Source organism: Sinosporangium siamense, assembly GCF_016863435.1.
GTDB classification, from domain to species: Bacteria; Actinomycetota; Actinomycetes; order Streptosporangiales; family Streptosporangiaceae; genus Sinosporangium; species Sinosporangium siamense.
In genome coordinates this window covers 30,749-50,446 of sequence record NZ_BOOW01000031.1, presented here as the reverse complement: position 1 = coordinate 50,446, position 19,698 = coordinate 30,749, and the positions used below count along the sequence as shown (strand labels likewise).

Here is a 19,698-nt window from a genome sequence, read left to right as displayed (position 1 = left end):
GTTCGAATCGGCACTGCTAGCGGGATCAGCGCCAGAGATATCGGTCATCCGGACTCCCGAAGCGTCAAGACCCGCGGGTTAGGCGGGGGAGGAAACGCGGCAAGCGGCCGCACCCAAACGTTTGTTTCAAGCCAGCACTGTTTGCAGCAAGCACTGTTTGCAGCGAGCACTGTTTGCAGCGAGCACTGTTGCAAGCGAGCACTGTTTGCAAGCCAGCACTGTTCCGAGCCAACACCGTCGCAAGTCACACTTCGAACACTTGTGCGGTGCGGGGCTCGGTCGATCGTACCTTGCCGGCCGTGCGGCGGAGACCTCTGAAGAATCCCTGCCCAGCCGCGCGGAACCGCACGCGGGCACGACCGATCGCGAGGGGATCCCGCTCCGGGATCCCCTCATTCACGAGGGGAAGGATGCCAAAAAAGAAGGCGGTGCGTCGGCAGATCGCGATCAAGAGTGGCCGAAAGGCTCGGACACATCCTCTTCGACCGATCCGGCCAGATCGGCGGCCTCCTCGTCGGCCTCCATCAGGTCGTAACCGAGATCGTCAAGAATCGGCGGAGGCTGCTCGACCGCCGGGGGCACGACCGCGGCCTCCGAGTGCGCGCCGCACCCGTGGTCGGCCGCCACCACGCGGCCGTCGTCGGGGGCGTATTCGTTGGCGCACACCCCGAACCCGATGCGCAGCGCACCCGCGAGCGGCCAGTAGAAGCCGCAGGTCGAGCACTGCGCCGGGGCGGCGTGGGCCAGCGGCGAGTGCGGGCCGGACTCGCCCGAGTGCCACCGCCGGACGGCCTGGTCGCGGCCGAGGGCGGACAACACCCTGGCCCGGCCCAAGCCGTATTCGAAGAACATCTGGTGATCGGTGTCGTCGTCGGTCTCGGTGAAGCCCGGCACGAGCCGGTCGTCGTCGGCCGAGGTCGGCAGCAGGTCGCCCACGCCGAGGTCGCCGGGACGGAGCCGCTCGCTCCACGGCACCCACGCCGGCGGCATGAGCGCCCCGGCCCCCGGCAGCAGCACCGTCTCGCTGACCGTCACGTGGCGGGCCCGCGACGCCCGCGCCACCGTCACCGCCCAGCGCCAGCCGCGGTAGGCGCGGTCGAGGCAGGCGAAGTAATGCGTGACGACCCGGTCGCCCTCGCTCTGGTGGCCCAGGTGGTCGCCCACCTCGCCGGGCCGCGCGATCTCCTCCGCCGCCGCGCGGGCCAACTCAACGGCGTCGACGCATGCCTTGTCGAGTGCTGGGGTGCGGGATCGAGTACGGCTCACACTTCATTCTCACCCATCCCCACAGCGGCCAGTACCCCGCATCGCACCAAAGCCGCGACGGACCTTCGCAACGAGGGTCGTGGCGCGCCTCACAGGCCACTTCAGCCCCGAAAGTAGCAGCCGGTCACAGGGGCACAGCGGGGTGTGAACACGCCACGGATCGACACGTATGAGAATAAAGAAGTGACAGCGTGGCGGAGGGCGGGGGAGACGATCGGGAAGATCGCCCGTGGTCTCGGCCGGGGGGCTTCCCGGGCGGGGCACGCGAGCGTGCGCGCGGGGCGTGGTGCGGCCCACACCTCCCGCGCGGTGGGCAAGGGGGCCGCGGGGGCGACCAAGAAGGTCGGCCGGGCGACACGGCGGCTCACCCACGCCAACGGCGCGGGACGCACCGGGCTCGGCCGCCTGATCGAGCTGACCGCCGCGCACAGCGCCGGCGACGCGTTGATCACCGTGGCGCTGGCCGGCACCCTGTTCTTCGGGCTGCCGGTGGACGAGGCGCGCGGCCAGGTCGCGCTCTACCTGTTGATCACGATGGTGCCGTTCGCGGTGGTGGCGCCGTTTGTCGGGCCGGTGCTCGACCGGTTTCGTTCGGGACGGCGCTATGTGATGGCGGGCACCCTGTTCGCCCGGGGCCTGCTCTGTTTCGCCATGGCGGCCGCGGTGCCCGCGGGGGACCTGATCACGTTGTTCCCGGCGGCGCTCGGTGTGCTTGTGCTGTCCAAGGCGTACAACGTGTCGCGTGCCGCGATCATGCCGAGTGTGCTGCCCGCGGACATCACCCTGGTCACCGCCAACGCCAGGGTCGCGCTGTTCTCGCTGGTCTCGGCTGGCGTCGCACTGCCGGTCGGGGCGGGGCTGACCGCCTGGCTCGGCGCGGAGTGGGTGCTGCGGATCGCGATGGTGCTGTTCCTGGCCCTCGGGGTGCAGGCCGTACGGCTGCCGCGGCACCTCGACTCGCCCGATCTCTACGACGAGGACCTCGGCGACGCGGAGGAGGCGCGGGCGGCCGAGCGTGTGCCCCGCAGGCGGGCGGTGCGCGACCTGCTCGCCCTCGGGCCCGCCGTGACCGAGGCAATGCGCGCCAACGCCGCAATCCGCATTTTCTCGGGATTTATGCTTTTTTATCTGCTTTTCCTGGTGCAGGAAAGGCATCTGCCGGGAATGCGGCCCGAGGCCGTCATCGCGCTGCTCGCCGGCGCGGCGGGCGCCGGCGGCCTGCTGGGCGCCGCCGCGGCCTCCCTGGTGCGCGGTCGCTCGCCACAGGTCACCGTGCTCGTCACCCTGGGTCTGAGCACCGCGGCTGCCGCCGTGACGGCATATTTCTTCGGATTGTGGGCGGCGGTGGCGATCGCCCTCGTCGCGGCCTTCGCCCAGGAGCTCGGCAAGCTGGCGCTCGACGCGGTCGTCCAGCAGGAGATCGGCGAGGAGGTGCGATCGTCCACCTTCGGCGTCGTGGAGGCGCTGCTCCAGCTCGCCTGGGTGCTGGGCGGCGTGGCCGGCCTGCTCATGTCGCTGTTCTCGACGGGGCCGGCCGGGCTCATGTTCACCTGCGCCGTCATGGGGGTCATGCTCGGGTGGCTGCTGATCGCCAGGCGCAAACGCCTCGCGCCGTTCCGGCCCCCGGCGCGCACCGCCCACCCGCCCGCCCACGCCGACGACGTCGACAACCAGGCCACGGTCGAGCGCACCAAACCGCTCACCAACCCCTTCGGCTGAGCCGGCCGGGCTCCGGAGGACGGTTTCGGGGGACAAAGGCACGTGTCCCGGCTTAGCCGTACGGCGAAGCCGGGACCGGCGGTGACGCGGGGTCAGCCTTCCAGGTCGTCGGCCACCGCGCGCAGCACCGTGGCGACCTTGCGGGCGTGGGTGGCGTCGGGGTGCTTGCCCTTTTGGTAGGACGTGGAGACGGCGTCCAACAGCTTGATCAGGTCCTCAACGATGACGACCATCTCGTCGGGCTTCTTACGCTTCCCCTTGGCCCTTGGAGACTTAGCCAGAGTTGGGGGTTGTTCGAGGACTCGCACGGAAAGTGCCTGTTGTCCCCTACGGCCCTCGGCTACTCCGAATTCGACCTTCTGGCCAGGCTTGAGGGAGTCAACCCCGCTGGGGAGTGCGGAGGAATGCACGAAGACCTCACCGCCGTCGTCGCGGGTGAGGAAGCCGAAACCCTTGTCGGCGTCGTACCACTTGACCTTGCCACTCGGCACAGGGGTGACCTCGTTCAGACTGTCGTGAAAGTGAATGGATGTAGGTTATGCCCACCCAAGGCGTCAAGCGACCGTGGAATCGACCGCAAATTGGGGATCGAGGCCAACGGCACCGGCCATCTCCACAATAAGTGGCCTACACACGTATTTGCGATCCAGTTTCCCCCTATAGCGATCCCAACGATCGAGAGATGACCCCTGTGAGGCACCCCGCCCGCCCGACACCCCCGGACACGCCCTGCTACGCCCCCGATGTCCTGTTGGTCGGGTCCAGCGCTCTTCAAGTGTTTGATCCCACTTCCCCGGCCTGCCGTACCTCCTACGATGGAACCGATGAGCGGCGAGTTCATTGAATGGTTGCGAGAGCGCGACGACGAGCAGTTGTGCGCTCTGGCTTCAGCGCGTCCCGAACTGGTGACGCCCGTCCCCGCCCACCTGGCCGGGCTGGCCTCGCGGGCCACGAGTCCCTCGGCCGTCGGCCGCGTGCTCGACCGGCTTGATCGCTTTTCCCTGGCGGTGGTGGAGACGCTGGCCGTGCAGCCCGCCGCCATGTCGGTCACCGACCTTGTCGAGCTGCTCGCCCGTGCCGTGCCCGGCCCAGGCGAGGACGCCGGGGCCCTCCCGGGCAAGGGCCCGGGCAAGGGCGGCCGCACCGCCGGCAAGGTCAAGAGCGCACGCGCGATGCTGGCCGCCCCGGTGTCGGCGACCGTGGAGCGACTGCGGATGCTCGCACTCGTCTATGGCCCGTGCGAGGCCCTTTCCGTGGCCCCCGGGGTGCGTGAGGTGCTGGAGGGGCCCGCCGGGCTCGGGCCGCCCGTGTTCGATGCGTTCCGCCACAGCCCGCAGGACCGGCTTGAGCTGCTCATCGCCGATATCGGCCTCGATCCCGCCGCCCCCGGGCCGTTCGCCGACTCGGCGGCGGCCAGGGAGAGACTCGCCGATCTGCTCGACGACATCGCCGTCGTCGAGCGCCTGGTCGCCGAGGTGTCGCCGCAGGCGCGGGCCGCGCTCGGCGAACTCGCCTGGGGGCCGGCCAGCGGGCGGGTGCCCAACGCCAGACGCGAAGTCCGTACCTCCACGGCGAAGTCGCCCATCGAGGAACTGCTCGCCCGCGGGCTGCTCGCGGCCACGGGTGACGAGAGTGTGGCGCTGCCGAGGGAGGTCGGGCTCTTCCTGCGCGGCGGACGCCTGCACCGCGACCTGTCCCCCGAGCCGCCGCCGCTGCGGGGCACCTCCCGCGATTCCGGCCTGTCCGACAGGACGGCGGCGGGACAGGCGTTCACCTTCGTGCGCGCGGTGGAGGAGCTGTGCGAGCGCTGGGGGTTCGACCCGCCGGGGGTGCTGCGCACGGGTGGCCTCGCCGTACGCGACCTGAAGCGCACCGCGCAACTGCTCGACGTGCCAGAGCAGGCGGCGGCGCTCGTGACCGAGGTGGCCTTCGCGGCGGGACTGATCGCGGCGAGCGGCGGGGTGGACGGCGAGTGGCTGCCCACGTCGGGATATGACGTGTGGCGGGTGAAATGCACTGAGGACAGGTGGGCCATCCTCGCCGGAGCATGGCTCTCGACCGACCGCGTGCCCGGCATCGTGGGCGATCGTGACGAACGCGACCGCCTCCTCAACGCCCTCCACCCGGACCTCCGCCGGTCGGCCGCCCCCGAGGTGCGCGCGGCGACGCTCGGCGTGCTGGCGAGCGCGGAACGGGGGCTCGCGCCCGATCTCGCCGCCGTGCTCGACCGCCTGGCCTGGGAGCAGCCCCGCAGACGCGGGCCCTATCGCGATCAGCTTGTGGAGTTCACCCTCCGGGAGGCCGAACTACTCGGCGTCACCGGGCTCGGCGCCCTGTCCGCGCACGGCGCGGCGTTGTCGTCCGGGTCCAAGGCGCGGCCTCAGAGCAGACCCAACGGCGCGATCGGCAACAGATCGGCCGCCGACCTGCTCGGCCCCCTGCTCCCGGAGCCGGTCGACCATGTGCTGCTCCAGGCCGACCTGACGGCGGTCGCGCCGGGCCCGCTCACCGCGGAGCTGAACCGCTTCCTGGCGCTCGCCGCGGAGGTCGAGTCGACCGGGGGCGCGACGGTCTACAGGTTCGGCGAGCAGTCGATCCGGCGGGCGCTCGACGCGGGGCAGAGCGCCGACGACCTGCTGTCCATGCTGGAGCGCCACTCGGCCACGCCGGTCCCCCAGCCGCTGTCCTACCTCGTCACCGACGCCGCGCGGCGGCACGGGCGCATGAGGGTCGGCACCGCCTCGGCCTACATCAGGTGTGACGACTCCGCGCTGCTCGACCAGGTGATGGCCGACAGGCGGTCCATTCCGCTGCGACTGCGGCGGCTCGCCCCCACGGTGATCGCCTCCCGCACCGGGAGCACGGCGCTGGTCGACTCGTTGCGGGCGATGGGATATGCGCCGGTGGCCGAGTCGGCCGAGGGCGATGTGATGATCACGCACTTGGAGGCCCGCCGCGCGGAGGCCGCGCCGCCGGCCAAGGTCACCTCCTCCTTCGCCGGCCTGCCCGCCGAGGCGGTCACGGCGGCGATCCGCGCCATCCGGGCGGGGGACGCGGCGCATCTGGCCAGGCGGCGGCCGACCGCCGCGCCGATGGGGCAGGTGCCGCGCACCCCGTCGACGGCCACGATCTCGGCGCTCCAGGAGGCGATCAAGCGGGGGACCCGGGTGTGGATCGGCTATCTGGACTCGCAGGGCAACGCGACGAGCCGCATCCTGGAGCCGGCGCGGATGGAGGCGGGCTATCTCACCGCCTACGACGAGACGCGTGCGGCGGTGCATCGATTCCAGCTTCACCGCATCACTGGCGTCACGGACATAAGTGACTGACAGGACGCATGATCCGCTGCTGTTGACTATTGTTTTAACAAATCGATTCCCGCTTTACCTAATGAGACGAGCCACGTGAGCAGCGGTTACACCCCTGAAGGGCCTGGGGATCCCTGGCAGGACCCCTACAACGTGGGCCCGCACAGCAACCCCTACGAGCAGCCGTCCACCCGGCAATACGGCTCGGGGCCGCACTCCGCGCCGCCGCCCCATTACGGACAGGGACCGGACTCCAACCCCTACCCCTCCGGCGCCCCGTACGGATCGGACCCGGGCTACCCGCCTCCCCAGGACTACGGCCAGTCCTACGGCCAGCCGGGATACGGCCCCGACTACGGCCAGCCGGGATACGCCTCCACGGACTACGCCCAGCCGGGTTACGGCCCCGATTACGGCGCTCAGCCTGGATACGGCCCGGTCGACTACGGACAACCCGGATACGGCGCGGGATACGGCGCCCCCCACCAGCACTACGGCCCCGGCAACCCGCACCCCGACAGCCCCAAGACCCAGGCCATCGTGGCGCTGGTGCTCAGCGTCGTGGCGCTGCCCACCTGCTATGTCAGCATCGGCGGGATCATCGGCACGATCCTGTCGATCATCGGCTTGTCCAAGGCCGACCAGGACCCGCAGGGCGCCCGCAAGCTGCTGCGGGGCGCGTGGATCGCCCTCGGCGTGAACGCCGGGCTCCTCGTCCTCGGCGCCGGCATGCTCGTCTTCTTCGGCCTGGGCGGCTATCTCGACTGAGGCGGCCGGCCGCCCGCGACAGCCGTACTCGGCGGCAGTCCGGTAGCACGGCGGCGATTCGCACAGCTCACAGGTATCCTGGGCGGCCACGCCCGCGGGGGCGCGCTTTCCGGATCCGGGACTCATTCGGGCACCGCGGGTGTTTGATATGCGATAGCCGCCCACGTCTGGAGTCCGCACTGTGAATGATGGCCCACTCATCGTCCAATCGGACAAGACCCTGCTCCTCGAGGTCGGCCACCCGGGTGCCGACGCCTGCCGCAAGGCGATCGCGCCCTTCGCCGAGCTGGAGCGCGCGCCCGAGCACGTCCACACCTACCGGGTGACCCCCCTCGCCCTGTGGAACGCGAGGGCGGCCGGTCACGACGCCGAGCAGGTCGTGGACGCGCTGATCACCCACAGCCGCTACCCGGTGCCCCACGCGCTCCTGGTCGACGTGGCCGAGACCATGTCGCGCTTCGGGCGGCTGCGCCTGGAGAAGCACCCCGTGCACGATCTTGTGCTGAGCAGCACCGACCGGGCCGTGCTTGAGGAGGTGCTGCGGTCCAAGAAGATCCAGCCGTTGCTGGGCGAGCGCATCGGCGACGACACCGTCCGCGTGCACCCGAGCGAGCGGGGCACCCTCAAGCAGGCGCTGCTCAAGCTGGGGTGGCCCGCCGAGGACCTCGCGGGCTACGTCGACGGCGAGCGGCACGACATCGGCCTGGTGGAGGACGGCTGGGCGCTGCGGGCATACCAGCGCGACGCCGCCGACTCCTTCTGGCACGGCGGCTCGGGCGTCGTGGTCCTCCCCTGCGGCGCGGGCAAGACGATCGTCGGCGCCGCCGCGATGGCGCGGGCCTCGGCCACCACGCTCATCCTGGTCACCAACACCGTCTCGGCCCACCAGTGGAAGCAGGAGCTGCTGCGCCGCACCACGCTGACCGAGGACGAGATCGGCGAATACACCGGGACCAAAAAGGAGATCCGCCCGGTCACCATCGCCACCTACCAGGTGATGACCACGCGCAGGCAGGGCGTCTACCGCCACCTTGAGCTGTTCGACGCGCGCGACTGGGGTCTCGTCGTCTACGACGAGGTGCACCTGCTGCCGGCGCCGATCTTCCGCATGACCGCCGACCTCCAGGCGCGGCGGCGCATCGGGCTGACCGCGACCCTCGTCCGCGAGGACGGGCGGGAGGGCGACGTGTTCTCCCTGATCGGCCCCAAGCGTTATGACGCGCCGTGGAAGGAGATGGAGAACCAGGGGTGGATCGCCCCCGCCGACTGCGTCGAGGTCCGGGTCACGCTGAGCGACGCCGAGCGGCTGTCCTACGCGATGGCCGAGGCCGAGGAGCGCTACCGGTTCTGCGCCACGACACCGTCGAAGCTGCGCATCACCGAGGCCCTGGTCAAGCGGCACGTCGACGACCAGGTGCTGGTCATCGGGCAATACATCGACCAGCTGGACGAGCTCGCCGAGCACCTCTCCGCCCCGGTCATCAAGGGCGAGACGCGGGTGCGCGAGCGTGAGCGGCTGTTCCAGGCGTTCCGCGACAAGGAGATCCGGGTCCTGGTGGTCTCCAAAGTGGCGAACTTCTCGATCGACCTGCCGGAGGCGTCGGTGGCCATCCAGGTGTCCGGCACCTTCGGGTCACGGCAGGAGGAGGCGCAGCGGCTCGGGCGTGTGCTCCGTCCCAAGGCCGACGGAGGTGGGGCGCGCTTCTATTCGGTGGTCAGCAGGGACACGGTCGACCAGGATTTCGCCGCTCACCGGCAACGATTCCTCGCCGAACAGGGATATGCCTATCAGATCGTCGACGCGGACGACGTGCTCGACGATGCTTGAGTAGGCTGGAATCGCCGGGTCGTTTTCACGGCGCGGTTTTACGGGCTTCGAGGTGCGGCTTCAGGCGGGCGCGATGTTCGGTACGGCGAAGCGGGCGCATGACGCTGGAAGCCGTGGACATGGCGGGGGATGGCGTTACGGCCTCGTCGCGGGCATGCCGACGGCGGCGCGCACCGCACGCTGCGCCACGGCGCTCCCTCCCGGCGGGGCGTCGCACCCGAGGGCATGGCGGCATGACCTCGTCGGCGCGGACCCGGCCTGCGGACCGCCTCGCGAACACGGTGTCCGCTGGCGCGGCGCCCATGAAACCGCGGCGCCCATGAAACCAATGGCCACGAACCCAATGTCCGCCAACAACAGTGTCCGCCCGCCGGTGTGCCATCGGGGCACACCTCCGGGCGAACGCAGACTTTCCATCCCTTGCCCGACCCGCTGGAACGGTCGGCTGAACCCTCATGCCAGTGAACCCATGGGAGCCCTCGCCGACAACGGCTCGTAACAGAGGATGAAAAGTACTCACGACCTAGGTCCAGGAAATACCACGGATCTTGGACAAGAGAACCACCCCCTCGCCTGGTCTGATGACCAGCTTCCGGCATACCCCATGATCTGCTGAATTCACCAGACTTGCCCGGCTTTTTCCGCGAATCTTGGCGAGAGGCGGAACACAATCACGCTTAGTGTGGGAATGGCTACCGAACGAGCATTCCTCCTATGAAGAGCACACCCTCGGCGACCACCCATGCGGCAATCGCCACTCCCATCCCGATATTGAAACGCGAGAGGTTTCGGTGTATGGCGAAGGCCAGCCAGGCTCCCGCCGTACACACCGCCGCTACCACGGCGAACACGCCCGAGAGGGTCACGGCAAAGCCCAGTCGCCGCTCACACTCCGCCACAAGATCCCCGCTCTCACAGAACGCGGCAAACCCCCAACCGGCAAACACTGACAAGGCCCATAGAGCCGCGAGCAACAGACTGGCTACTGTCGGTATAGCGGGGGAAAGCCCCATATGGGCGCGGGTCACGTGGATCACCTACCCCATCGCGCCAATTCTCAGTCGACATGCGCGAACCATAAATGGGTGGAGGTCTTCGCGTTCGAACGAGTAGTCTGGCGAGTTTCCCCTCACTCCAACACCGCGCCAAGGAGATGTCGCGTGCCCGACAGTCAACTCGCCCCTGACATAACCGAAATCCCACCACCTCCATCCGAGACCGATTCCCTCTCCCGGGACTCCCCCGACCCCGTGCTCGCCGCCGAGCGCGCCCACCTCACAGCCTCCCGGGTGGCGCTGCGCGCCATGCGTGAGCACGCCGAAGGGCTGTCGGAGGACGCCGCCGCCGACTGGGTGTCGCAGCAGACGCTGCGCGGCCTGCTCGACCAGCGCATCGCCGCCCTCGCCGACCACCCCGACACGCCGCTCTTCTTCGGCCGCCTCAACCGAGACGCCGACGACGACCTGCCCCCGACCCTCCACGTGGGCCGCCGGCATGTGCACGACCAGGCGAGCAAGCCGCTCGTCGTCGACTGGCGGGCACCAGTGTCCCGCGCCTTCTACCAGGCCGGGCCGGCCAACCCCATGGGTGTCGCGATGCGGCGGAGATTCGGCTATCAAGGCGGCGAACTCACCGCCTACGAGGACGAGCCTCTCACCGGCGACAGTCCCCTCGGCCAGTCCAGAATCCTGACCGAAGAGATCGAGCGCCCCCGCACCGGCCCCATGCGCGACATCGTCGCCACGATCCAGCCCGACCAGGACGACATCGTGCGATCCGACCTCGCGCAGACCGTCTGCGTGCAGGGTGCGCCCGGCACCGGCAAGACCGCGGTCGGCCTCCACCGCGCCGCCTACCTCCTGTTCACCCACCGCGACCGGCTGACCCGCGCCGGTGTGACGATCGTCGGCCCCAACCGGGCCTTCCTCGCCTACATCTCCTCCGTGCTGCCCGCGCTCGGCGAGGTCAAGGTCGACCAGACCACCGTCACCGGCCTGCTCGGCGGGCACGCCACCCCCGAGGACCCCGCCGTCGCCGCGCTCAAAGGCGACCCCCGCATGATCGACGTTCTGCGGCGGGCCATCTGGGCGCACGTGAGCAAACCCGACGAGGGCCTGCTGATCAGCAAGGGGTCGCACCGGCACCGCGTGGCCGACTACGAGGTCCGCGAGATCGTGGCCGGGCTGCGTGGCACCACCCGTTACGGCCCGGGGCGCACGGCGCTGGCCCAGAGGCTGGCCCACGCCGTGCTCGTCAGCATGGAACGCCGCGGCGAGTCCCCCGACGACCGGGTGCAGGAGTCCGTCGCGCGCTCACAGCCGGTCAAGAAGCTCGTCGAGCAGGTGTGGCCGAAGCTCGTGCCAGAACAGGTGCTCTTCCGGCTTCTCAGCGACGGCGACTTCCTGAGCGCCGCCAACCGGGGTGCCTTCACCCCCGAAGAGCACGAGCTGCTCCTCTGGCGCAAAGCACCGCGATCGTGGAAGTCGGCCCGCTGGAGCGCCGCCGACGCGGCCCTGCTCGACGAACTCGCCGACCTCATCGACCGCTCCCCCTCCATCGGCCACCTCATCGTGGACGAAGCCCAAGACCTCTCCCCCATGCAGCTCCGCGCCCTCGGACGCCGCTGCCGCAACGGCTCGGCCACCGTGCTCGGCGACCTCGCCCAGGGCACCACCCCGTGGTCCGCCACCTCCTGGGACGACGTGCTGCTCCACCTCGGCATCGACGGCGGCGCCGTCACGGAGCTGACCCTCGGCTTCCGCGTGCCCCGCGAGGTCCTCGACTACGCCGCGCGGCTCCTCCCCTCGATCGCGCCAGGCCTCGCCCCTCCGCGCTCCCTGCGCCCCGGAGCCGGCTCCCTCACCCTGCGCCCCGCCGCGACGGACGAGGCCCTCACCGAGGCCGTGGCCGCCGCCCTGGCCCGCGAGGGCTCCATCGGCCTCATCGCCGCCGACGACGCCCTCCCGGCCCTGTCCGCCACCCTCACCGCCGCCGGCCACGCCCACGCGGTCCTCACCCCCGACGGCGACGCCGACCACCGCCTGGCCCTGGTTCCCGCCACCCTCGCCAAGGGCCTCGAATACGACCACGTCATCGTCGTCGAACCCGCCGCCATCGCCACCGCCGAGGAACGCGGCCTGGCCCGCCTCTACGTCGCCCTCACCCGCGCCGTGACCACCCTCACCGTCCTCCACACCACCCCACTCCCCGAAGCCCTGACCGACTAGCCGCACGAATGGCCGGGGAGCGCCCTGCCGGCCTCCACATTTTTGGCACCCTTCCCCTCCCCGCGGCCTGAGCCGACCCAACTGCCCGGGGACGCAACGTGCCGGCGACAGTCCCTCAGACCATCGGCCCACTCCCCGCCCGCTCGGCAAGCAGGGGCCCGTCCTACCCGTTGATCCGCGGCCGGTGCGCAAGCCCGCCCACCGGCCGCTCGGCCAGCAACGGCCCGTCCTACCCGTCGGTCCACGGCCGATGCGCAGACGGAAAGCCGCACCAGAAGAAGACCCGCCCCAACCCCACACCGGGACGGGCCGCAAACGCGAGAAGGGGTGGCCCAGCCCCCGCGCCCCCTCCAGAAGCCGGCGATAAGCCATGCCAGAACAGAAAGCCCGCGCCCCAGCCCACTCCGGAGACGGCCGGGAAAGCTCACGCTGAGGAGGGCCGGGGGATGCTCACGCCGGGGAGTGCCGGGAAAGCCCACGCCGGAGACGGCCGGGAAGGCTCAAGTCGGGGAGTGCCGGGAAAGCCCACGCCGGAGACGGCCGGGAAAGCCCACGCCGAGGAAGGCCTGGACGCCCACGCCGGAGACGGCCGGAAATGCTCGCGCCAGGAACGACCGGGGATGCTCGCGCCGGGGAGGACCGGAAAGCTCACGCTGGGGACGGCCGGGAATACCCACGCCGGGAGGGGCCGGAAAGGCGAGAAAGGGTGACCCCGGTGCCTGGGGCCACCCCTTCTAGAGGCTGAGAAGACGGACTCAGAAGTCCATGTCCCCGCCGCCGCCCGGCATGGCCGGGGCCTTCTCCTTCTCCGGCTTCTCGGCGATGACTGCCTCGGTGGTGAGGAACAGCGCCGCGATGGAGGCCGCGTTCTGCAGAGCGGAACGGGTCACCTTGGCCGGGTCGATGATGCCCGCCTCGAACATGTTGACGTAGTCGCCCGAGGCGGCGTTGAGGCCCTCACCGGGGGTGAGGTTGCGGACGCGCTCGACGACGACGCCACCCTCAAGGCCGGCGTTGACGGCGATCTGCTTCAGCGGCTCCTCAAGCGCCTTCTTGACGATGGAGGCACCGGTGGCCTCGTCGCCGCCCAGCTCGAGCTTGTCGAACGCCTTGGCGCCGGCCTGGATCAGCGCCACGCCACCGCCGGGGACGATGCCCTCCTCGACGGCCGCCTTCGCGTTGCGGACGGCGTCCTCGATGCGGTGCTTGCGCTCCTTGAGCTCGACCTCGGTGGCCGCGCCCGCCTTGATGACGGCGACGCCGCCGGCGAGCTTGGCGAGGCGCTCCTGGAGCTTCTCGCGGTCGTAGTCGGAGTCGGTGTTGTCGATCTCGGCGCGGATCTGGTTGACGCGGCCGGCGATCTGCTCGGCGTCACCGGCGCCGTCGACGATCGTCGTCTCGTCCTTGGTGACCACGACCTTGCGGGCGCGGCCGAGCAGGTCGAGGGTGGCGGTCTCCAGCTTGAGGCCGACCTCCTCGGCGATGACCTGGCCACCGGCGAGGATGGCGATGTCGCCGAGCATGGCCTTGCGGCGGTCGCCGAAGCCGGGGGCCTTGACGGCCACGGAGCGGAACAGGCCGCGGATCTTGTTGACGACCAGGGTGGCCAGGGCCTCGCCCTCGACGTCCTCAGCGATGATCAGGAGCGGCTTGCCGGACTGCACGACCTTGTCGAGCAGGGGCAGCAGGTCCTTGTTCGCGGAGACCTTGGAGTTGACGATGAGGATGTAGGGGTCCTCGAGGACCGCTTCCATGCGCTCGGGGTCGGTCGCGAAGTAGTGCGAGATGTAACCCTTGTCGAAGCGCATGCCCTCGGTGAGCTCAAGCTCGAGCCCGAAGGTGTTGCTCTCCTCGACGGTGATGACGCCTTCCTTGCCGACCTTGTCCATCGCCTCGGCGATCATCTCGCCGATCTGGGCGTCGCCGGCGGAGATGGAGGCGGTGGAGGCGATCTGCTCCTTGGTCTCCACGTCCTTGGCGATCTTGGAGAGCTCCTCGCTCACGCGCTCGACCGCCGCCTCGATGCCCTTCTTCAGGGACATCGGGTTGGCGCCCGCGGCGACGTTGCGCAGGCCCTCACGCACCAGCGCCTGGGCGAGCACGGTGGCGGTCGTGGTGCCGTCGCCGGCTACGTCATCGGTCTTCTTGGCGACCTCTTTGACGAGCTCGGCGCCGATCTTCTCCCACGGGTCCTCGAGCTCGATCTCCTTGGCGATGGAGACACCGTCGTTGGTGATCGTGGGAGCGCCCCACTTCTTCTCCAGAACGACGTTGCGCCCCTTGGGACCCAGGGTCACCTTGACGGCGTCGGCGAGCTGGTTCATTCCGCGCTCAAGACCGCGCCGGGCGTCCTCGTCGAACGCGATCATCTTGGCTGCCATACGGCTAGACCTCCCAGATAACAGGGTGGCTTGCAGCGGATCGAGTCGACGCCCGCGACGGCTTGCGAACCCGCCTGCCCACGACACCAGTCGCCGTGGTCGGCCAGGCTCCATCGGCCCCGATCCCGGATTGTCACTCTCCCTAGGAGAGTGCCAACGAACTGTTTAGCACTCTCACCTCCCGAGTGCAAGCGCCATCCCGTCTGACCAGGCTCAAACCGCTGCAAGGAATCCCATCTCCAGCGGAGAGACCCCCTCAACGGCCACGTCAGAGCCCTATAACCACCGATTACCTCCCAGAAGTTCGGAATCCCCAGCAAAGCCGCACCCCACCATCACCCTCCCCAACCCCCCAGAGGCCCTCAGAGGCCCCCCAAGGTCCTAACCGCCGCCCGTTCCTCCCTACCAGTGCCGCCGGGGGACACCGAGCGAGGAGCGGCTGAGCACGAGATGCCGGGCCCGTGTCGTCTGGCCAGGGACCCGAAAATGCCGGCCGGCATACCGGCAACGCCTTGAGCCGCCTACCCACCCGGTCCGAAGGGAAAGGCGACGTTGAGCAGGTCGCAGCCCGGCAACACCTTGAGCCGCCGGTCCGGTGCCAGGCCCTGACCTGGTCGGACGCGGCCGATGAGCGGGATCACGGATCGGCCGCAGTCCAACGGCACAGCCCCTCGAGGCACCAAGCCGTCTTCCTCAACCGGGCGAGCCGCCGCCGTTCCCCGCCTGGATCGCCGGAGCACCGAGCGGGGAGCTCCCGGTCCGGCACCAGACTCCGACCTGGTCAGGCACGGGTCCGCATATCGGCCGCCGACCAACGGGATGAGTTCCCAAGACACTAAAAGGGCCCGACTCTGGAGGAGTCGGGCCCAGTGGGGTTCGAGTCAACGAGGTGCCCACCGGATCCTCATGGACTGCGTTGCCATGTGATCCGCCGGACCCTGCCGACGACCTGACAGGACTAGTGCAACGTCAGACTGTTCGCACGGACTCAGCCTGCGGGCCTTTCTGGCCCTGGGTGATCTCGAACTCGACCCGCTGACCCTGCTCTAGAGCTCGGTAGCCATCCATCAAGATCGCCGAGTAATGGACGAACACATCCTTACCACCGTCGACCGCGATGAAGCCGTAGCCCTTGTCCGCGTTGAACCACTTGACGGTGCCCTGCGCCACTTTCCGACTCCTCTTACTGGGCTGTGGACCACACCCATTCCTCTTGCATGGCCCTTGACCTTCGTTGCCTAAGCCCGTTGAAGCGGGCCCCGCTACGTCGATCGTCCTCGACCATACCTGTGCGAAGCCTTGGGGCAACAGAGTCAATCGACAAACTAGTTCTTCTCGTTCGCCGATAGCACGATCGAAGAATTGTTCTGAGCAGATTAGTTAGTCAAAAACTGCATTATGTAGCATGTGATGTAAACCACTGCCGCCGCCGAAAACGACGTGGCCGCGACATCCCCAGGACGGCACAAACACCCGCTCCGTGAACGCTTATAGGCCCCTCTTGGAACGTTCCCTCACATTGGCGGAACAGCCCGGTGCGCCATGCCGCGGAGCCACCCAAGGCCCTTGAGCTGCGACTACTCGACCCTGCCCCACACCCGGCGCCTCACGGCGCGGCCGGGCGCGCAAACGCCGGCTCGGCCGGCGTCCCGGCGGCCGAACGCGCGGCTCTACGAGGGGGAACCGCTCCCCGCGCCTTGCTCCACAGGGTGGTTACGGCCATGGAGATGAGTGTGAGGAGCCCTCGGAAGTTGTGTTGCACCTGCATTCGCACCTGCAGCTGCACCTGCATTCGCACTCGCAGTTGCATGGGCATAAGCACGGGCATAAGCACTTGCAAAGGCACGGGCGAGGAACTTTGGAGATCGAACGTTATTGCTTACCAACCAACATCGGGTGTCATGACACGCCAACAGCAGATACGACTCAAGCAACCGGCTGCCGACCAGCAGGTGAACAGATGAGAAAGTACTCATCATTCGCCGGGAACAGTTCCCTGGAAGTGGTAGAAGCAGAAAGAGAAGCGCCGGGATGGGGAAGAAGGGCGCAGAAATTGCGGTCTTCCCCAGCATCCTCATCATGCTCGGACAGGAACAGCGCGGATCCCGCGAGTTGCCAAAGGCGAGTGTTTCAGCCACTTCTTGCCGCATACGGTTCCCAGGCACCTCGTCACCGCCCCCCGGCCCCCATCCGGCGCCCCGGCCAGGCCGCGCCGCCCCTCCGAGAACCCACCGCCACCCCAGCCGCCGCGCGAGGCCCGCGCGCCACGGCATCGCGACTCCCGCCCTCGAACCCCCTGCGAATCCCCAGGCCCGGGGCACGCCTCGCCACGCGGCCTCCGGGGAGCCCGCAGAAGCACCCGCGAACGGCCCCCGGCCACGACACGTGCCCACCCCTGGACCGGTCAACGGCACGCCTTCCCCAGAGCCGTGGAGAGCAGTGGCCTCCACCCACCGGAGAACACCCGGAACTCCAAAGCCTCCGGACGAACCAGCCCAACACCCCTCAAGGGCCGCATGTGCCGGTAAAACACAAGAGGCCGAGGGGCATACAAGCCCTCGGCCTCAATGGCACCGCGACAACACGGGACGCACCCGGCGGCCCGCGGTCGCGGTCGTATGAGAACTCCTGTCGAACGCCGAAGCGCTAGCACCCGCCGGCGACGGCGGGGATGACGGAGACCTGGACGCCGTCCGGCGTGGCGGTGTCGAGTCCGTCGGCGAAACGCACGTCCTCGTCACCGACGTAGACGTTGACGAAACGACGGATCTTGCCGGACTCGTCGAGGATCCGCGCGCCGATGCCGGGGTAGTCGGCGTCCAGCTTGGCGAGGACGTCACGGAGGGTGGCGCCCTCACCCGCGACTTCGGCCGCGCCGCCGGTGTAAGTGCGAAGGATCGTGGGGATGCGCACGGAAACGCTCATCTTGCGCTCGCTTTCGTTGCTCGAATGGTCACGGGGGGCCGAGGGGGTCAGGCGTCGGCGACAGCCGTACGGAACGCCTCAAGGGAGGGCCGGATCACCGCGGTGGGGCGGGCGTGGGCGGCCACGGCGTCGAGTGTCTTGAGTCCGTCGCCGGTATTGATCACGACGGTCTCGGCTTCGGGGTCGAGCGTGCCTTCCGCGATCAGTTTGCGCAGCACGCCGACGGTCACGCCGCCCGCGGTCTCGGCGAAGATGCCCTCGGTGCGGGCGAGCAGGCGGATGGCATCGACCACCTGGGCGTCGTCGACGTCCGCCACGGCTCCACCGGTGCGGCGGGCGATGTCGAGCACGTAGGGCCCGTCGGCGGGGTTGCCGATGGCGAGGGATTTGGCGATGGTGTCGGGCTTGACCGGCTGGACGATGTCGTGGCCGGCCTTGTAGGCCGCCGAGACGGGCGAGCATCCGGTCGCCTGGGCGCCGAAGATCCTAACCGGGGTGTCCTCGACCAGGCCGAGCTTCACGAGCTCACGGAACCCCTTGTCGACCTTGGTGAGCTGGGAGCCGGAGGCCACCGGGATGACGATCTGCTCGGGGAGGCGCCAGCCGAGCTGCTCGGCGATCTCGTAGGCGAGGGTCTTGGAGCCTTCGGCGTAGTAGGGCCGGAGGTTGACGTTGGTGAATCCCCACTTGTCGCCGAGCGGGTCGCCGATGAGCTCCGAGCAGAACCGGTTGACGTCGTCGTAGGTGCCCTCGATGCCGACCAGCTTGCCGCCGTAGATCGAGGCCATCACGATCTTGGCCTCTTCGAGGTCCGCGGGGATGAACACGCAGGCGTCGAGCCCGGCGCGGGCGGCGGCGGCGGTGACGGCTCCGGCGAGGTTGCCGGTGGAGGAGCACGACAGGGTGTGGAAGCCGAAGTTGCGCGCCGCCTCCAGGGCGATGGCCACCACGCGGTCCTTGAAGGAGTGGGTGGGGTTGCCCGAGTCGTCCTTGACGTGCAGGGAGCGCAGGCCGAGCTCGCGGGCGAGGTTGCCGGCCTTGACGAGCTTGGTCCACCCCGGCGCGAGGTTGGGCTTGCTCCCGACGTCGACGGGAACGGGCAGGAGCGCGCGGTAACGCCAGATGTTCGAGGGCCCGGCGGCGATCTGCTCGCGGGTCACCCTGCCGAACTCGTAGGCGATCTCCAGGGGGCCGAAACACTCCAGACAGGCAAAGTTCGGGCCGAGATCATAACGAGCGCCGCACTCGCGACAGGAGAGCGCGGCGGCGGGACCGAAGTCGAGAGCGGCGGGGGTCTTTGTGGTTGCGAGCGCCATGAAGCGAGGCCTTTCCCTCATCTTCGCCCGGCGACCACCTTGGTCGCGGGCCGGACTTGGCACCTGTCCCGGTGGGCCCCGCGATCGGCGCGAGATCTTAACCGGGAGGGTTGCCGGGGCTTCGCAGGGCCGGTCCCTCCACCCCTCTGGATGAGCAAATATGGAATTGTGAACCCGGCAAGCAGGCCGATACGACTCTACAACGCTCTTGGGCGAGACTGGACACATGTCCCACGCTGTGAGACGAAGTCGTCCTCACCGCGAGATGCCGTAGTCCGATCCCAGCGCCGCCTGGACGAACTTGCGGGCCTGGTGGATGCGCGACTTAGCGGTGCCCAAAGGGATGTTGAGCTGCTCGGCGACCTCCGCGTATTCGAGTTGGCAGATGTCGCGCAACACCAGCGCCTGCAGCAGATCGGGCTTGTCGGACTCCAATGCCTCCATCGCGTCGAGCAGGTCGAGCCTGGACCCCGCGATCACGCTGACCCGGCGCGGGTCGGGCCGCTGGGTCGGGAGCTCCTCGTCCGCCTGTTCGGCCGCGCGGCGTTTGAGCGTGCGATAGGTCGTGCGCGCGCAGTTGGCGGTGACGATGTGCAGCCATGTGCTGAACCTCGCCCTGCCCTCGAACCGCGAGATGTGGCGGGCCACGGCGAACAGGGTGTCCTGGCATGCCTCCTCGGCGTCCTGCTGGTAGGGCAGGATGCGCATGCAGTGGCGCATCACGTGCGGCTCGATCTGCTTGAGCAGCTCGCCGAGGGCACGATGATCGCCCGTGGCCGCCGCGCGAGCCAGCTCCTCGGTCGTGTCGTCCAGCGCCATAGCCAGTCCCGTCGGATCAACAGTGTCAGTCCGTCGGAGGCGCGCGAGTCCGTCGCCTCAGCCGGGACTGTTCGCCATCCTAAGGTCGAGGGTCAACTCTGATTAACCTATTGGCAAGCCTGCGGGAGAGGCGGGTTTACG

Annotated in this window: 13 protein-coding genes and 1 riboswitch; of the genes, 5 read left to right on the top strand and 8 right to left on the bottom strand. The window is 69.2% G+C overall.

Annotated elements, in window-relative coordinates:
* Nucleotides 1-447 precede the first annotated feature (447 nt).
* Nucleotides 448-1,266, bottom strand: a complete 819-nt coding sequence (locus Ssi02_RS24475; protein WP_204029629.1) for a DUF3027 domain-containing protein — start codon at nucleotides 1,264-1,266, stop codon at nucleotides 448-450.
* A gap of 183 nt (nucleotides 1,267-1,449) precedes the next feature.
* On the opposite strand from Ssi02_RS24475, the gene Ssi02_RS24470 reads away from it, so the two are divergent.
* Entirely contained in the window at nucleotides 1,450-2,985 is a 1,536-nt protein-coding gene (locus Ssi02_RS24470) for an MFS transporter (protein WP_239129534.1), read from the top strand.
* A gap of 92 nt (nucleotides 2,986-3,077) precedes the next feature.
* On the opposite strand, the gene Ssi02_RS24465 is transcribed toward Ssi02_RS24470, so the two are convergent.
* On the bottom strand, nucleotides 3,078-3,476 hold the full coding sequence (locus tag Ssi02_RS24465) for a cold-shock protein (protein ID WP_204029627.1): 399 nt from the start codon (nucleotides 3,474-3,476) through the stop codon (nucleotides 3,078-3,080).
* Between the two features lie 333 nt (nucleotides 3,477-3,809).
* Between Ssi02_RS24465 and Ssi02_RS24460 the strand changes: the two genes are divergently transcribed.
* The 3 genes from Ssi02_RS24460 (at nucleotide 3,810) to Ssi02_RS24450 (ending at nucleotide 8,889) form a co-directional block, all read left to right on the top strand.
* Nucleotides 3,810-6,314 (top strand): helicase-associated domain-containing protein, encoded by a 2,505-nt coding sequence (locus Ssi02_RS24460; RefSeq protein ID WP_204029625.1) that lies wholly within the window; start codon nucleotides 3,810-3,812, stop codon nucleotides 6,312-6,314.
* Between the two features lie 75 nt (nucleotides 6,315-6,389).
* Nucleotides 6,390-7,061 (top strand): DUF4190 domain-containing protein, encoded by a 672-nt coding sequence (locus tag Ssi02_RS24455; RefSeq protein WP_204029623.1) that lies wholly within the window; start codon nucleotides 6,390-6,392, stop codon nucleotides 7,059-7,061.
* A 181-nt stretch (nucleotides 7,062-7,242) separates the two neighbouring features.
* Nucleotides 7,243-8,889, top strand: a complete 1,647-nt coding sequence (locus tag Ssi02_RS24450) for a DNA repair helicase XPB (protein ID WP_204029621.1) — start codon at nucleotides 7,243-7,245, stop codon at nucleotides 8,887-8,889.
* 692 nt (nucleotides 8,890-9,581) lie between these two features.
* On the opposite strand, the gene Ssi02_RS24445 is transcribed toward Ssi02_RS24450, so the two are convergent.
* A complete protein-coding gene (locus tag Ssi02_RS24445) occupies nucleotides 9,582-9,917 on the bottom strand; it encodes a hypothetical protein (protein WP_204029619.1) in 336 nt (111 codons plus the stop codon).
* A gap of 132 nt (nucleotides 9,918-10,049) precedes the next feature.
* Here Ssi02_RS24445 and Ssi02_RS24440 point away from each other — a divergent pair, with 132 nt between their 5' ends.
* The gene (locus tag Ssi02_RS24440) at nucleotides 10,050-12,116 is read left to right on the top strand and encodes a HelD family protein (protein WP_373870190.1); all 2,067 of its coding nucleotides are present in this window, start codon (nucleotides 10,050-10,052) and stop codon (nucleotides 12,114-12,116) included.
* A gap of 755 nt (nucleotides 12,117-12,871) precedes the next feature.
* Here Ssi02_RS24440 and groL read toward each other — a convergent pair.
* The 5 genes from groL to Ssi02_RS24415 form a co-directional block, all read right to left on the bottom strand.
* Nucleotides 12,872-14,497 (bottom strand): chaperonin GroEL, encoded by a 1,626-nt coding sequence (gene groL, locus Ssi02_RS24435; protein WP_204029617.1) that lies wholly within the window; start codon nucleotides 14,495-14,497, stop codon nucleotides 12,872-12,874.
* 969 nt (nucleotides 14,498-15,466) lie between these two features.
* Nucleotides 15,467-15,667, bottom strand: a complete 201-nt coding sequence (locus tag Ssi02_RS24430; protein WP_055507665.1) for a cold-shock protein — start codon at nucleotides 15,665-15,667, stop codon at nucleotides 15,467-15,469.
* Nucleotides 15,668-17,143: 1,476 nt separating this feature from the next.
* Nucleotides 17,144-17,422, bottom strand: coding sequence for a MoaD/ThiS family protein (locus tag Ssi02_RS24425; protein ID WP_204029615.1), 279 nt, complete (start codon nucleotides 17,420-17,422; stop codon nucleotides 17,144-17,146).
* A 47-nt stretch (nucleotides 17,423-17,469) separates the two neighbouring features.
* Entirely contained in the window at nucleotides 17,470-18,738 is a 1,269-nt protein-coding gene (gene thrC, locus Ssi02_RS24420) for a threonine synthase (RefSeq protein WP_204029614.1), read from the bottom strand.
* A gap of 14 nt (nucleotides 18,739-18,752) precedes the next feature.
* Nucleotides 18,753-18,895: riboswitch (SAM riboswitch) on the bottom strand.
* A gap of 98 nt (nucleotides 18,896-18,993) precedes the next feature.
* Nucleotides 18,994-19,557: an RNA polymerase sigma factor gene (locus tag Ssi02_RS24415; RefSeq protein WP_204029612.1), complete on the bottom strand. Its 564-nt coding sequence runs from the start codon at nucleotides 19,555-19,557 to the stop codon at nucleotides 18,994-18,996.
* Nucleotides 19,558-19,698 lie beyond the last annotated feature (141 nt).